Below are 15,656 nucleotides of genomic sequence, written 5' to 3' on the forward strand. Positions count from 1 at the left end.
CAGGAGGAACTGTTCTAGGTAGACTTCAGGTGAGCAGAGCGCGAGCGCAAGCGATTCGATCGGCCCTTGGGCAGTATTCCTGCTTCGGCAGCTAAGCGCTCTTCTTCTAACCGCGCTTCGCGGTCAATTTCAGGCAGTTTCAGCAAAACTCCGGCAAAGAACCAGTAGTAGACAGCAATGGGATCGACATCAAGCGGATAGTAGTAGGTGTTGTAGCTAATGAACAGGATAAACACCCACATACACAGGCCAAAGGTGCGCAGACGTGGGTCACGAACCGAGCGCCAAGACTTAAAGGTGACAAACACCAGCACCGTGACCAGCGCCAGGAAGGCCAGCAACCCCAACAGACCCACTTCGTAGAGCACCTTGGGCCAGTAGGTTTCTAGAAATTCTGTCCATCCCAAAGAATTTGCTGAGTTGGTTGCTCGCCCCAGACCGCCCTTACCAATCAAGATGTTGCTGCCATTGAGGGCAGTCAGAAACTGTGAGGTAATGAACGTAGTCGGTGGTGACGAATTCCAGCGGCCTATGACGTTGTTGAGCCGGTCCATTACCAGTTGGGGGTACATGAACCATAAGAACATTGCTCCAACCCCGATGCCGCCAGCCACCCGCAACACGCGCCGTAGATCAGCCGCACCCGTTGCCAGGGTCAGGGCGAGTAGGGTAATCGGCACAATAATTAGGGCGACCCGCTGGCCTGAGAAGAGACAGGCAGCCACAGTACTGCCCATCGCGCTGAGGTGAATTATCTGCCAGAAAGGATTGTTCTCTGAGGCGTAGGCCGCAAAGGTAAAGAATCCGCTAAAGATCAAAAACCAGCCCCACTGCCAGGGCGCCACAAAGGTGCCCGGCAAACGGACTCCACCGTATTCGGGACTGTATAACAAGGAGCCGCCAACAAAACAGCGGGCTGACAGGCTGGCCCGGAACAGGTCTGATCCTGTCGCAACCGTGCCTTTACAAACTCCCCTAAGTAGCAAAACGTACTGGATCAGGCACAGGACACAACAGAGAATGATGACAACACTCTGGCCCCGCAGCAGCAGGAAAAAGTCATTTTTATCGCGCAACAGGTAGTAAGTGGCCGGTATCAGTGGGATGTAACCCATTAGAACCTTGAACCCCAGCAGGCCTACCATCATCGGGTTATCTTTGCCCTCAACCAGTCGTCCATTGAACAGATAGGAGGTGGCACTCACCGGGACTGTACTGGCTGCTTGAGAGCCGTTGACCACTGCAAGATGAAATAGACAGATCAGTAATAGAGCCAGAACAGGCACGGTCATCTGACGCGGGATAAGCATGCTCTGCCCTTTCTGACGACACATTAGGGCGACACCAATGAGAGCAGGGATGTAAAAGACCAGGTCTTTAGCAACCTGCAGCAGGGCATTTGCACCGAGCGAGTAGGTGACCGTTCCCCCCAGAGGCACATAGAGCAAAAACAGCCACAGACCCAGCCGCCAGTTCCAGAAGGACAACAGAGGCATAGGCACCGCGAAGAGCAATAGCCCCAGAACCGGATTGACCTGGCTGAGCATGAACGCCAGAATTGCGCAGACCGCCACTAGCAAGCCGATATTGCGAACTTTTTCGCGGGCCTGTCGTTCGGCTTCCCGCTGGCGCACAAGTTCGCGTTGACGCTGACGCCGTTCTTGGGGAGTCAGATTTTTAAGACCAGGTGCGTTGCTCATCAATCGCTCGTTAGTGCAGTAATTGGGAAGAGTGAGGGCAGCGTTACGCGTCCTATGCAAAGTATTGCAGGCATGAGGGCTACTCAGTGTAGCTGGTAGCCGATGCAACACTAGGATGCGGAGATGGCCTGGGGCTAGATACCTGTAGCAAGTCAGCGACACGCCGCTGATGAGCTTCTAGGCCAAAGGTTTGGAGAATTTGCTCCCGTAGAAAAGCGCCATTACAGCGACGATCTTCACCCCGTAACATCTCGATACAAGCTGTAGCGACAGCTGCCGCATCGCGGTGGGGAACTCGCCAGCCTAACCGCCCATCTTGAAGAGGATCGGCAGAGCCATCAGCATCACCGGATAGAACTGGCAAGCCGCAGGCTAGCGCTTCCAGATAGACGATACCGAAACCTTCTTGTGAGGGCATAACGTAGGCGTCAGCGACTCGATAGTGTTCCGGCAGATCCTCAGTGGGCACAAAGCCTGCGAACACTACTTGGTCAGCGACCCCCAAATCTCGTGCCAGTTGAGCGAGACGAGGCTGATCATCTCCTCGCCCAATCACGAGATATTTAATATCTGGGAACGCCTGGGCAATCGTTGGCAGTGCCCGAATTGTGACGTCTACGCCCTTGTAAATGTCGCCAGACCATAAGCGTGCGACGGTCATCAATACTTTGGCCCCGCTTAGGCCATAGCGCTCCACCAGAGCCGAGGACTTTGGCCCAGGAGTAAAGCGGTGGGTATCAACCACACACGGCAGTAGTTGCACTCGGTCCAGTGCGAGATTGTTGGCTGAGCAGAGCTGATCTCGGCTGTAACGGCTAATCGTCCAAACGGCTGCTGCTCGTTGAAGGGCTTGTTGCTCACGGGGCGATAGGGGTGACCAGACCTCTTTGCCATAGGTCAGCACGGTGTAGGGAATTCCCAGTGGTTGGCAGAAGGATTGAACCAGAGTTGCCAGCTTGATATGCCCACAAAACACCTGCCTAGGCCGTTGTCGGATCAGCTGGGTAAGCAAGGCAGCCGTAAACCGCGCTCGCCCAGCGGCTTCGGATTGGGATTTGAAATAGTGAAACTTGAAGCGACTATTCTCGAAGGGGTTGGGACAGCCAGGCCCATCCCGTAGCAGCATTACATCGGCGCGAGGTTGAGCGTTTAGAGCTAGATAGGCTGACAGGATATCCTTGACATAAGACTGAATTCCCCCTTCGCGCTCAAAGATTTGCAAAAAAGTAAATAGATCGTGGCCTCTGGCTTTCCCCTTGAGGCTAGGACTTAGAGTTGCTGGTTCGCTAAGCAAGTGAGTTTTACTCATGACTAGTTTACGGACAGCGGCGAGCTTGCGGTTCCAGATTTAAGACGGTCCATATCCCTCTGGACCATCTTTGCAAGCAGAGCCTCAAAACTAATTTGAGGTTGCCAATCGAGGTTTTGCTTAGCTTTGCTTGGGTTTGCTACCAGGTGAAAGTGCTCATCCGAACGCAGCAATCCAGGCTCCACAACTACGTAGCGGCTCCAATCTAAGTCCACGCAGGCAAAAGCTGTTGCGATCAGCTCCCGCACGCTATGCAACTGACCTGTGCCAATCACATAATCCTCAGGCTCATCCGCCTGAAGCATTCGCCACATAGCCTCAACATGGTCGCCAGCGTAGCCCCAATCCCGCTTGGCATCCAGGTTACCCATCTCCAATTGGTCGCTCAGACCCAATTTGATCGACGCGACGCCTAGAGAAACTTTGCGAGTGACAAAGTTGGGTGGACGCAAGGGCGATTCGTGGTTGTACAGAATGCCACTGCAAGCAAACAGACCGTAGCGCTGGCGGTGATGCACCATGGTCCAATGGGCATGTACTTTTGCTGCCGCATACGGATTCATAGGACGGAAGGGCGTGTTTTCATCCTGGGGAGACTGATCGACCTGACCAAACATTTCTGAGCTACTGGCTTGATAGAAGCGAGTTGCCAGACCTGCCTGCCGCACGGCATCCAACAGTCGAGTAGCAGTCCCAGTGACCAGGTCTAGGGTTGCCAAGGGATCTTTCCAGGAATCCGGCACAAAGCTGGGAGCAGTAAGGTTGTAAATCTCTTGAGGCTGGAGCTGCTCTACTGCCTCTGCGAGCGCAACCGGATCGGTTAGGGCAACTGAGTAAATTTCAACTTGGTCGGCGAGAGCACCGAGTTTGGCAACACTACTCTGCCGGTTAGGTGGAACTAGTCCGACTACCCGGTAATGCTTCTCCAGAAGCAGACGGCTAAGGTAGTAGCCATCCTGGCCAGTGATGCCCGTGATCAGCGCTGTTTTGACCATGCACACTCAACGTCGGTAACGATTGCCTAGACAAACATGCTGATCTCAAGCAGGGGGTCGTCCTAGTCCCCTGCTCAGTCTGATGCAGAAGGCTCTGCTAAAAACAGCTCGACGACAATTTGGAGAGACTCGAATACGATGCTAGACATCCGTTAGATCCCAGTCAACGCAGAGCTTCTAATCTTTACTAGAGCTTCATCCCAGTATTAATACAGAGAAACTACGGTGCAAAGTCCAGTCTTTGCCAGCATCCGCTGACCTCAATTGTTCAGCTTCCCAGAGGCCAACCGGAATTAGCCTCTCTCGGCTTGCAACCCAATTTCCGCAAAATCAGCGATGGGCAAAGCTGACAGAGATCACAAGCATTTGAGACAGTTTGTGGGCTGAGCTTATCAAAACAAAAAGCGCTAACTATCAAGCTTGCCAAGCGAAGTAGAACTTCCGGGTAGCAAACCCAACTGAAGCAGATTCAAGCAGCAGTTAGAACCTGGTCTCTTTGCTTGATTCCTGCTCAGAAGCTTGAGCGCCAAACCCTAAATCGCACCCTTAAGATCACATCATCTTGGCCTATGGGTTTGACCCAGATTTAGCCGTTCAGCTCAGAGGAATGAGAATTGGCGGTAGGAGAGGCATATTTGACAATTTCTAGGCAGTTGCGTTCCCGATCAGTCCGGATGTAATGCAAATCATCAGCCAAACGCCGCAGCAGGTACCAACCATAGCCACCCTCCTGCAACGTGCCAGGCGACGGTTCTTTTAAAGTACTAGGATCGAAAGGCTTGCCATAATCCCAAATGCGAATTGCCAGTCGTTTCTCATCTAACTGGATCTGCAAAACAACCGGTGTGCTCAGGGGCAAGTTGTGATGAGCGTGGCGTACAGCATTGGTGAACCCCTCTGCCAAGGCTAAGCTCAGCGGGTAAACCTGCGTGCCCAGCCATTGCCGTAGCTCTCCACAGTCTTCGCAGGCAATCTGCTCCGCACAGAACGCCTCAAACCACTCTTGCACCTGCGTTAGAGCGTGCAAGTCGCTGTTTACTTCGAGATCAGCTTGGGCAAACATATGGGTCTGTTAGCCAACTCGGTCCCGAAGATCCACTTTTCAACACAAGACGTAAGATTCTCAGTCAAGACGAGTATAGTCCTAGTCTCTGCTGCTCGGCAGGAATTACACTCCCCAAGGAGTATGAGGTGTGCAAAGGTATTAAAGAGTTTGCCAAAGCCCAGTGAAACAACAGCTGAGTATAAGCGGAGTGTATCAAGGTTCATGCTGGCTTACATCCTATCGATCCTGACTGGGCTAGGAAGTCTGGCGGTTTACCTGGCTGCTTTTTTCTTTCCAGCCATTCATCGCCAAAGCGACTTTATCTGGAGTGGCGTGGGACTTTTCTACGCCTTGGCCCTGTGGGTCTATGCGGCTCAGGAAACGGGGGGGCTCCTCCTCAGTCAGATCGCTGCAGTTGCACTCTTGGGTTGGTTCGGCTGGCAAACTCTTTCATTGCGCTTGCAAGTTGACAGCCAAGAGACAGTCCGGCAAACGCTTCGCCTGCAAGAACTGGATCGTCAGGCTACCCAAAAAGATGCCCAACCGCTTCAAACCAGTCAGGCTGCAACCGAACCTGGCCAGGTAAAACTGGTCGGCGACGATCGCACCACCGCAGCTTTTGAGCTGCCTGAATCCCCAGATCTATTGGATTGCGAGTTCGATTCGGAGGCTCAAGCCGCAGATCCTTGGGATGCGGAACCGGTCCAACCCCAACCCTCGGTGCCGCCGCCAGAGGCTTAGCGCTTAAGACAATAACCTTAGGCGATAATAAGAAAAGTTGAAGTTTTAAGTCGGTAGAACTCCCCGTGCAGGATTACAAAGACTCTGTCAATCTGCCCCAAACCGAGTTCTCTATGCGTGCCAATGCACGTGAACGAGAACCACAATTGCAGCAATTTTGGGCAGACCAGAGAATTTACGAGACGTTGGCTCAGAACAATCCCGGCGCCCCCTTCGTGCTTCACGATGGTCCGCCCTACGCCAATGGCGATTTGCACATGGGCCATGCCTTGAACAAGATTCTCAAGGACATTGTCAACCGCTATCAACTGCTACAGGGGCGAAAGGTCCGCTATGTGCCGGGCTGGGATTGCCATGGGCTGCCAATTGAACTCAAGGTGCTGCAAACCTTGAGCGCTGAACAGCGCAAGGAACTGACTCCTATAAGCCTGCGCCACAAAGCACGCGATTTTGCGCTGGAAACGGTGAGACGCCAGAGCCAAAGCTTTCAGCGCTATGGGGTTTGGGGCGATTGGGATCATCCCTACCTAACTCTAAAACCCGAGTACGAAGCGGCTCAGATCAGTGTCTTTGGTCAGATGTTCCTCAAGGGCTACATCTACCGGGGTCTTAAACCAGTCCACTGGAGCCCTAGTTCGCAAACAGCCTTAGCCGAGGCAGAACTTGAGTATCCGGAAGGCCATACCTCTCGTAGCATCTATGTCGCTTTTCCAGTGGTCCGCTTGGCAGAGGGGGCACAGATGCTCTCAGAGTACCTGCCCAAGCTCAAGGCAGTCATCTGGACTACAACACCCTGGACCATTCCAGCCAACCTGGCAATCGCAATCAGCCCCAAGGTAACCTACGCCGTCGTCCAAGCGGGTGAAGACTACCTGATCGTGGCGAGCGAGCTGGTGGAACGGCTGGCGCAGACCTTGGGGCAATCTCTTGAGGTCCTCACTACCCTACCCGGCAAGGCGCTGGAGTACACCGTTGCCCACCATCCGCTCTTCGATCGAGAAAGCCCGATTTTGCTGGGAGACTATGTCACCACGGAATCTGGCACAGGTCTGGTCCACACCGCTCCCGGCCATGGCCAGGACGACTTTATTTTGGGCCAAGCTCACGGTTTACCCGTGCTTGCTCCTGTAGATGATCGGGGAGATTTCACTGCTGAAGCGGGTCCCTTCGTTGGGTTAAATGTGCTGGGCGAGGGCAACAAGGCGGTGATCACAGCTCTTAGTGAAGCAGGAGCTCTGCTCAAAGAGGAGCCTTACGTTCACAAGTACCCCTACGACTGGCGGACCAAGAAACCCACGATCTTCCGAGCTACGGAACAATGGTTTGCCTCGGTAGAAGGCTTCCGCGAAGCCGCCATGCAAGCCATTCGCTCGGTGCAGTGGATCCCAGCTCAAGGCGAAAACCGTATCTCCTCAATGGTGCAGGAGCGCTCCGACTGGTGCATCTCGCGACAGCGCAGTTGGGGGGTGCCCATCCCAGTTTTCTATGACGAAGCCACCAACGAGCCTCTACTCACGACTGAGATGGTTGATCACGTTCAAGCACTGATCCACGAACGCGGATCAGATGCCTGGTGGGAACTGCCGGTCGAAGATTTGCTGTGCGAACCCTATCGCAGCCAGCACCTTTCGGGTGAGCGCAGCTTCCGCCGTGGTACTGACACGATGGATGTTTGGTTTGACTCTGGCTCATCTTGGGCAGCAGTAGCCGAGCAACGCAGCGAGCTGACTTACCCAGTAGACCTGTACTTGGAAGGCTCTGACCAACACCGGGGCTGGTTCCAGTCCAGCCTACTGACCAGCGTGGCAGTAAATAATGAGGCTCCCTACAAAACCGTTCTCACCCATGGCTTTGCGCTAGATGAGCAGGGGCGCAAAATGAGCAAGTCCCTAGGCAACGTGGTCGATCCCTTCCTAGTGATCAACGGCGGCAAAGACCAGAAAAAAGAGCCCCCCTACGGCGCTGATGTGTTGCGGCTCTGGGTCTCTTCAGTGGACTACTCCAGCGACGTGCCCATAGGCAAGACCATCTTGAATCAGATGGCTGATGTCTATCGCAAGATCCGCAATACAGCCCGCTTTCTATTGGGCAACCTGCATGACTTCGACCCAGCTAAAGACGCAGTTCCCTACGATCAACTGCCGGAGTTTGACCGTTATCTGCTCCATCGCACCCGCGAGGTAACGCTAGAAGTCACTGATGCTATGGAGAGCTTTCAGTTCTTCCGCTTCTTCCAGACGGTGCAGAACTACTGTGTTGTTGACCTGTCCAATTTCTATCTGGACATTGCCAAAGACCGGCTCTACATCAGTGCAGCAAACAGTCTCCGGCGTCGTAGTTGTCAGACGGTCCTGGCAGTCGCCTTAGAAAACCTGGCGACGATGATCTCGCCGGTCCTGTGCCACATGGCTGAAGACATCTGGCAGGCTATTCCCTACTCTATGCCTCAGCAGTCGGTGTTCCAGGCAGGATGGGTGAAGGTCGAGGAGGGTTGGCAGCAACCTGCATTGGCTGAACGTTGGGAGCGCTTGCGGGATCTGCGCGGTGAAGTCAACCGGGTGCTAGAGGCAGCGCGGGTATCTAAGCTGATTGGGGCCTCCCAGGAAGCGAAGGTACTGTTGTGGGTTGCCGACCCGGCTCTGCACTCAGACCTAGAAGCAGTAGGGGCTGACTTGCGCTATCTGTTTCTAACCTCCCAAGCGGAACTTCTAGACTCGCCCTCGGCATTAGAAGGACTGGAGCACGCCTTGAAGACGGAGGCCTTAGGCATAGGGGTGGTGAACGCGGAGGGTACTAAGTGCGTCCGTTGCTGGAACTACTCGACCCTGGTTGGGCACTTTGCTGAGCATCCCAGCCTGTGTGAGCGCTGTGTGGGTGCCTTGGCAGGCAAGTTCTAGATTGGTTCTAATCAGCTCAGCCTTAACCTTGGTTAGGGGGTTTGCTGATCCAGTTCCGATAAAGCGCTCGGACGTTGTGTAGCAGGTTCTCGTAGAGGTGATCTAGGGGACCTGCATCAGCAGTTTGCTGAATGGAGCAGAGCAGGCGGGCCTCTTCAGCTGCAATTTCGCCATCACTGTAAATCAAAGCACTCACGGCTTCTAGAAGCGTTTCGCAGTCTGTGGCACCAGGATGGTCGCCCAGATACACCCGCACCCACTCATAGCACTGACGCTTGGTCACTGCCTTCAATTCATAGAGCAGGGGCTTGATCTCCGGATCTTCGGCTAAGCCCTGTTGATGAGCGAGGTGATAGAGATACTGTCGCTCCTCGGGCTGAATGCGTCCGTCTAACCAAGCAGCCCCAATCAAAATCTTCAGCAATTCCCGCTCAGCAGAGGTGGCAGTCATGGCAGCAGATTGAAGGCGTACAGGTTTAGCTTAGCCCTTTGAGTCAAATCTCTTCTGGCTCTAAACTGCCTGGATTGCCTCAAATCTTCTAGAGATTTTTGACGGGATTCTTTAAGGTAATGGCCAAGATTGACCATCAGGCGAGTGTTGCTTTGCAAACTGAGCAGCGCGCGCTTCTTCTGAGCGATCACCTCCAGGAAAACGGCTGAGCAAAGTGTCTAAATAGTGAGCTTCGCCAGTCATCTCGTAGAGGGCTAGTAAGGCATCATCGCCATAACGACTGTTTGGAAATTGGGTGATTAACTGTTTAGTTATGTGAGCTGCCTGACGGACATACCAAGCATCTCGCCCCTGCTCTGCCTGGTAGGTTGGGAAATAGGGATCATTGGGTTTGGGCGCATAAGGCTGAGTTGGAGGCATGTAGAGACTGGTGTCCGCACCGACCTCTGCCGAGAAATGCGGCAAGGGGTGCATGGTCTCGGTTTCAGGCGGCGGATAGCTCACAAACTGTCGGTAAAGCAGCATGACCTGAAGGTAGCGGCTCTTTTCAACCAAGTCAGCAGGCACATTCTGCCCTTTCAACAATGGCCATAGCAGGTCTAGCGCAACAGCATTATGATTGGCACTGCGATAGCCCTCAGCAATAATTTGGCTATCGCGCTTGTCGTTGGAATAAATGCCAAAAGCCAACTCTCCGGTTCGCCCTCCGTTATAGAAAACTAAATAGCCATTTTTCCAACCCTCAGCATTAGCCCAGGCAGAAGCCAGAGCATAACGCTTTTGTAGTTGAGATAAGTCCGCCAACTTGTTCAGCGTTTGCCAGCGTTGGCGCTGCTCTTCAAAGTCAAACTGGACTTGAGCGGGATCTTCCGAGCTCCAATCGAATAGTTTGTTGTTGAGATAATTGCGGCTGACTTCTGTAAGAGAAAGATTCTGGCTGAGTTTGAGGGCATCAGAGTAGTGATGCTCACGGGCTGAATGCAGGGCTAGTGCATATTGAATAGCCGCAGCTAGAGGATGGTTTGCATTACTTTTCAGGAACTGCTCTAGGTCTGAGTTGGTACTGCCAACATCCAGCATCATTAGAAAGCGGCTGCGAATGGCGTATTGCATATCGCCATCACCAGTGGGCTGCACTAGCAGATCAGCAAATTGCTTGAGGGCTTCCGTGCGTCGGCCCTGCCACTCTAGAGTGCGTCCTAGCCAGTAACCAGCGTCATCGGCTCCAGGGTGATCAGGATAGGTTTTGAGCCAATCGCGCCAGCGGACTTCTTCTTCAGCAGCGGGTAACTGCCGGTGCACCTCTCTAGCCTCATAGCTGTAGGGTCGGTAGTCGCCAAAGTAGGTGCCGCCCCGAATTGCTGCATAGTCCCGGCAACCTTGTGCAAAGCGAGAATCGGGAAAGGTCTGGGCAACTTGCAGAAGCAGGTAATAGTTCTGGATCGAGTTGAGGGTTTTGAGATCGCCATTGGCGGCAGCTTCCACAACGTCGCGGCCCTGAGGGTCTTTCTGGCTAAGCAAGACGGCTGCTGCTAGCAGGCGATTGGGATTGCGCTGATCTTGAACGAGTTGGGTTAGCAGCAGGCGCAGACTTTCTGGCAAACCGGGGGGCAAGTTGGCAGCATCGTTGAGCAAGGCTTGTTGCTCGGAGGCAGATAGCTTTTGGTAAAGGGCGATCACGCTCTGCCCGCTGAGATTCTCGATGTTTTGAAACTTTTGCAGGACATCCCAAGAGCCGCTCTGATCCGCAGGCGTGGGTAGGCTGGCTTTGAGACGCTTTACCTGCTCGGCCAGATCATTGGGAACACCCTGGAGTTCGTAGGGAAACACGTCCAGAAGCACCTGTGCCTGCTCCGGTTTCGCCGATTGGGCCGCTGTTAGCACCTGCGGCCAGACTTGCGCACTTAAGCCCTGCTCAGCTAGAGTGCGCAAAAAATCGGTATTGAACTGTTGCCACGGATTCTGATCTCTGAGATGCGCAATGGCAAGCTGAATTAAGCGCTGCTGAGTTTCGGGTCGGTCGAGGCCGAATGCCTGCTGCCAGCCTTCGACCGGTTGGCTGGTTACCAAATCAGTGATTAAAGAGGAGAAAGTCAGGTCTTCTGGGTTGCGTTTGAGTTGTGAGTTCAACCACCAAGTTGTGTAAGGCTGACCGTGACGCAGTAGGGCCGCTAAAGCATAGCCTCGTTGAACCGGATTCTCCGACTGGCTCCACCGAGCCAGAACGGGATAAGTGAGCGGGAACCAGCGGTCGCTGCGTTGATAAAGACTTTCTGGCGCACCATATCGATACCACACGAGATCTCGTCCAAGCGCATCACGAACTTGATGTTGTACCTGGAACCCAATTCCCAATGTCCCCACTACAGCAGTGAGGAGCGTGAGCTTGGCAAGGGTTCCCCAAGAGCGCTTGGGAGACTGAGGCGAGGGCAGATCGATAGGTGCTGTCATAAGCCAGAAGCTCGGAGAGGGCGAGAGGATGAAGCGGCTCTCCCACAATTCTCACCCTGACGCTCTCAAGACCCGCAAAGTTGCAGCTTTTCTTTGCTTTGAAGCATTAGTTTAGGAGTAACTAGCGACGTGCAGAAAATACAGGGAAAAAACTAGGATGCAACACAATCAGAAAAGCCGATCTTTATGGCCAGGCTAAAAGTTTCAATTGCAAGTTTTTGGGGTGAGACCTGAAAGTCAAATAAGCTTTAAGACCCCTGTTATTAGGGTTGCCAATCTGAAATCTATTTAATAAGAAGCAAAGCTCTCACACCATCACGGCTGATTGGGATAGAAGTTCCATTCACCGAGGTTGCGTCGGTGAACCAAAACCTAGTTATCAAAACAGAGCGCATGACAAAAGAAACGATAACACTTAAATTCGTTTTCACCATTTAGCCTATTTTTCAACCAAACTTGCCAACCATTCTTCTGTCATTCTTGGAGATCCTAAATGTACAACTTTGAGGTGCGCATATTCAGGCTTACTGAGCAAGACTGGGTATTCGTGCCGTCCTTTGCGATAGGTACCCAGCGCCCATAGAAAAATAGAATCTCGACTAAAAAACTGTACTTGCCAACGCTCTCGATTACCATTCCAAAGTTCTTTTTGCAGCAGCACTCGTTGCAAGGTTCGTTGAGTTAACCGGCGCAGAATTACAGGTAAAGAATAGTCCAGCCATACCAAGGTATCAGCTCGGCTCCAGACCAGATCGCGGACGGTACTGTAGTTACCATCCACTACCCAGCTATCGCCTGAGAGCGCTTGAGTTGCCCGTTGGCGAAACTGGTCAATGGGAGCCGGAGTCCAGTTGGGATCCCAGTGCAAAGCATCCAGTTCTACATGGGGCAAGCCAAGCGTTTGGGAGAGCTGACGAGCCAGGGTTGTCTTGCCAGAACCCGTCGTGCCGACGATTGAAATACGGTGATGGGCTTCAAGCCAATGGTCACTCATAGAATTTGCAGCAGGGTATTTGCAGCGGGGTTTGCATCAAGAGCCTAATCAAACTGTTCTTCCTCATCAAGGCCATAAGACCTACGCAAAACTGGCAACAGAATCGGCAGGGCTGACAGGCACAATGAGAAAGCGTCTTCTCTATTACCCCTTGTCAGCAATGAGCAGCACCTTCGGTCATCTGTTTCGCATCACCACCTACGGCGAGTCCCACGGAGGCGGTGTGGGCGTGGTTATCGATGGCTGTCCGCCGCAATTAGAACTCTCCGTCGAGGAGATTCAAACCGAGCTTGACCGCCGCCGCCCTGGACAAAGCCGCATCACTACACCTCGGCAAGAAGAAGACCGCTGTGAGATTTTGTCCGGCCTCTTTCAGGGCTTAACCACAGGCACGCCAATCTCACTCCTGGTCCGCAACAAAGATGCCCGCTCTCAGGATTACGAGGAGATGGCGCAGAAATATCGCCCCTCCCATGCTGACGCTACCTACGACGCCAAATACGGCATTCGCAACTGGCAAGGCGGCGGTCGCTCCTCTGCTCGTGAAACCATTGGTCGGGTGGCAGCCGGAGCCATTGCCCAAAAGATTTTGAAACAGGTTGCTGGGGTTGAGATTGTCGCCTATGTCAAACGCATCCAAGAGCTAGAAGCAAGCGTTGACCCCGACTCCATCAACCGAGAGCAGGTGGATGCCAACATCGTGCGCTGCCCTGATGCCGTCATGGCCGAGCAGATGATCGGGCGGATTGATGAGATCCGACGCCAGGGCGACTCAGTGGGAGGCGTCGTAGAATGCGTGGCTCGCCAAGTGCCATCAGGCTGGGGCGAACCCGTCTTCGACAAATTAGAAGCTGACCTTGCCAAAGCCATGATGTCTCTGCCTGCCAGCAAGGGCTTTGAGCTTGGCTCCGGCTTTGCTGGTACCTTGCTCACCGGCAAGGCTCACAACGACGAGTTCTACCTGGACGAAACAGGCCGCGTCCGCACCCGCACCAACCGTTCCGGGGGTATTCAGGGTGGCATCTCTAACGGCGAGAACATCGTCTTGCGTGTCGCCTTCAAACCTACTGCCACCATCGCCAAAGAACAGGCTACAGTCACTCGCACTGGAGAGGAAACCACCTTAGCCGCCAAAGGCCGTCACGATCCTTGCGTCCTTCCTCGCGCCGTGCCAATGGTGGAAGCAATGGTTGCTCTGGTCCTCTGCGATCACCTGCTACGCCAGCAAGCCCAGTGCCGTACTCTACCCCTCAAAGCACTTAGCCCAGAAGCGCAGGAGGCCACTGCCTATCTCGGCTAAGCTCATCTAGCCTTGGAGCCCATAACAAAGATTGAGCCGTTCAGGCTCAACAGTCAGTTAACCAGCAGTCAGTTAAATCAACGCTATGTACAGACTGTTACTTCATGGCAGACAGCGAGATGTTAGCGTCTGTCAAAATTCGTTGCGCAATTTCCAAGCCGAAGCCAAGCTGAAACGGTGAAACAGAAAGGTCAGCAGCAGGATATTGACCTCCAGCTGTGCGTCGCGGCTCCACATCTGTTTACGCTGCGTGAGGCTGGCAGATGAGAGCGGCAAGCCAACCCAAGAAGGCTGTAGCCATGACCACAAGTTGGGAAAAACGGGTTATGGGCACGGTAGGTGTGTTACTTTACTTAAAATCCTTCATACAAGTACACATAGCTTGTCCTTCGGACACTGTCTAGCCAGCTCGCAAGCTCCTCTCCCCCTCGCAAACACTATGCAAACCACACTTGAGAGCCGATCCAACTCCAACTGGCAAAAGGGTTTGGTCTTTGCACCATTCTTTTTGTGGGGGACGGCGATGGTGGTTATGAAAGGCGTCATGCCGCAGACGCAGCCCCTATTTGTGGGAGGCATGCGCCTATTACCCGCAGGACTGATTCTGTTATTAGTTGCCGCTTTGACCGGTAGAGAGCCCTTGCGGGGATGGCGAGCTTGGGGTTGGGTCGCGCTATTCGGTTTAGTGGATGGCACGCTGTTCCAGGGTTTTCTGGTCGAAGGGCTTGCTCGTACAGGCGCAGGCTTAGGCTCAGTGCTAATTGACTCGCAGCCCCTAGCTGTAGCACTCATGGCCTTTTGGCTCTATGGAGAACGGATTGGTCGCTGGGGCTGGCTCGGCTTGGCCTTGGGCGTTTTCGGTATCAGCTTGATTGGCTTACCTGATAGTTTCTTACGCACCCTGCTCTCTGGTCAGTGGACGCTTGAGACCTTACCGGAAACGTTGCAGTTCACAGGCGGTGAGTGGCTGATGCTGATGGCCGCTCTGTCGATGGCGGTCGGCACAATTTTGATTCGGCCAGTTTGTCGTTACGTCGACCCTGTGGTCGCTACCGGCTGGCATATGGTGTTGGGGTCAGTACCCTTGTTCGGGCTGTCTACAGGCTTAGAAACAGAGGTTTGGCAACACCTAAATTGGCACGGTTGGCTAGGCATAACTTACATGGCCCTGCTCGGCAGCGCTGCTGCTTACGGCTTGTTCTTCTACTACGCCGCTCAGGGCAATCTAACAACCCTAAGTTCTCTCACTTTTTTAACTCCGGTATTCGCCCTTCTATTCGGCAAAGTCTTTCTGGCAGAAGCCCTGACGAATTTGCAGTGGGGAGGCGTTGGCCTAACGTTAATTAGTATTTATTTGGTTAATCAGCGCGAGATTCTGGCCGAGCGGAGCAACGAGGGCCCCAGCCAAACCCTTGCTAGTGAACACGCTAGTGAACCAGTAATGCGGCCTCAACTAGCGGAGGCTAGCTCAGAGAACTTGCTCCCCCTGGAACCTTTAGCTGAGCGACGTCCTTTAGAATCAGCGCTCTCAACTTCCTCAGAGCAGGATTGAGAATTCGCAGATCGAGTTTATTCAGATTTGGGCATTAGTGCCGACAAGCCCAGATGCTGTGGCTGATGCATCAGGTGTGGGCTATGCTATCTACTGATGATGCCGTTTCCCGGCCTCATGTTTGTTCAACGATTTAGGAATCAGGGTCTGCGCGTACATAGCCATTGCCTTTAGCCGACCGGAGTGTTGTTCCCCTCAAGATGAAAGCAAGTCCTCTTTCC

Annotated in this window: 12 protein-coding genes; 4 read left to right on the forward strand and 8 right to left on the reverse strand. The window is 53.5% G+C overall.

All coding sequences use genetic code 11. From position 1 onward, the window contains the following. Window positions 1–14: 14 nt before the first annotated feature. The 4 genes from H6F94_RS01290 to H6F94_RS01305 all read right to left on the reverse strand — a co-directional run bounded on the left by H6F94_RS01290 (window position 15) and on the right by H6F94_RS01305 (window position 5,067). A complete protein-coding gene (locus tag H6F94_RS01290) occupies window positions 15–1,700 on the reverse strand; it encodes a hypothetical protein (protein WP_190800415.1) in 1,686 nt (561 codons plus the stop codon). A gap of 79 nt (window positions 1,701–1,779) precedes the next feature. Continuing rightward, complete coding sequence (locus H6F94_RS01295; protein ID WP_190800416.1) at window positions 1,780–3,009, reverse strand: glycosyltransferase; 1,230 nt, start codon at window positions 3,007–3,009, stop codon at window positions 1,780–1,782. 2 nt (window positions 3,010–3,011) lie between these two features. Continuing rightward, the gene (locus tag H6F94_RS01300; RefSeq protein WP_190800417.1) at window positions 3,012–4,004 is read right to left on the reverse strand and encodes a GDP-mannose 4,6-dehydratase; all 993 of its coding nucleotides are present in this window, start codon (window positions 4,002–4,004) and stop codon (window positions 3,012–3,014) included. Window positions 4,005–4,590: 586 nt separating this feature from the next. Continuing rightward, window positions 4,591–5,067 (reverse strand): ATP-binding protein, encoded by a 477-nt coding sequence (locus H6F94_RS01305; RefSeq protein WP_190800418.1) that lies wholly within the window; start codon window positions 5,065–5,067, stop codon window positions 4,591–4,593. A 204-nt stretch (window positions 5,068–5,271) separates the two neighbouring features. On the opposite strand from H6F94_RS01305, the gene H6F94_RS01310 reads away from it, so the two are divergent. Next, the gene (locus tag H6F94_RS01310; protein ID WP_190800419.1) at window positions 5,272–5,790 is read left to right on the forward strand and encodes a Ycf66 family protein; all 519 of its coding nucleotides are present in this window, start codon (window positions 5,272–5,274) and stop codon (window positions 5,788–5,790) included. A 65-nt stretch (window positions 5,791–5,855) separates the two neighbouring features. Then, window positions 5,856–8,687, forward strand: coding sequence for an isoleucine--tRNA ligase (ileS, locus tag H6F94_RS01315; protein WP_190800420.1), 2,832 nt, complete (start codon window positions 5,856–5,858; stop codon window positions 8,685–8,687). A 22-nt stretch (window positions 8,688–8,709) separates the two neighbouring features. Here the strand turns inward: ileS and H6F94_RS01320 are convergent, their stop codons facing one another. The 3 genes from H6F94_RS01320 to H6F94_RS01330 all read right to left on the reverse strand — a co-directional run bounded on the left by H6F94_RS01320 (window position 8,710) and on the right by H6F94_RS01330 (window position 12,583). After that, a complete protein-coding gene (locus tag H6F94_RS01320) occupies window positions 8,710–9,138 on the reverse strand; it encodes a tellurite resistance TerB family protein (protein WP_190800421.1) in 429 nt (142 codons plus the stop codon). Window positions 9,139–9,249: 111 nt separating this feature from the next. Next, window positions 9,250–11,589, reverse strand: a complete 2,340-nt coding sequence (locus H6F94_RS01325; RefSeq protein ID WP_190800422.1) for a tetratricopeptide repeat protein — start codon at window positions 11,587–11,589, stop codon at window positions 9,250–9,252. Window positions 11,590–12,028: 439 nt separating this feature from the next. Then, complete coding sequence (locus H6F94_RS01330; protein ID WP_190800423.1) at window positions 12,029–12,583, reverse strand: P-loop NTPase family protein; 555 nt, start codon at window positions 12,581–12,583, stop codon at window positions 12,029–12,031. A gap of 160 nt (window positions 12,584–12,743) precedes the next feature. Here H6F94_RS01330 and aroC point away from each other — a divergent pair, with 160 nt between their 5' ends. After that, entirely contained in the window at window positions 12,744–13,883 is a 1,140-nt protein-coding gene (gene aroC / locus H6F94_RS01335) for a chorismate synthase (protein WP_190800424.1), read from the forward strand. 132 nt (window positions 13,884–14,015) lie between these two features. On the opposite strand, the gene H6F94_RS01340 is transcribed toward aroC, so the two are convergent. Beyond that, on the reverse strand, window positions 14,016–14,159 hold the full coding sequence (locus H6F94_RS01340) for a hypothetical protein (protein ID WP_190800425.1): 144 nt from the start codon (window positions 14,157–14,159) through the stop codon (window positions 14,016–14,018). Between the two features lie 163 nt (window positions 14,160–14,322). Between H6F94_RS01340 and H6F94_RS01345 the strand changes: the two genes are divergently transcribed. Further along, a complete protein-coding gene (locus tag H6F94_RS01345) occupies window positions 14,323–15,435 on the forward strand; it encodes a DMT family transporter (protein WP_190800426.1) in 1,113 nt (370 codons plus the stop codon). Window positions 15,436–15,656: the final 221 nt, after the last annotated feature.

The organism is Leptolyngbya sp. FACHB-261 (genome assembly GCF_014696065.1).
Lineage (GTDB): Bacteria > Cyanobacteriota > Cyanobacteriia > FACHB-261 > FACHB-261 > FACHB-261.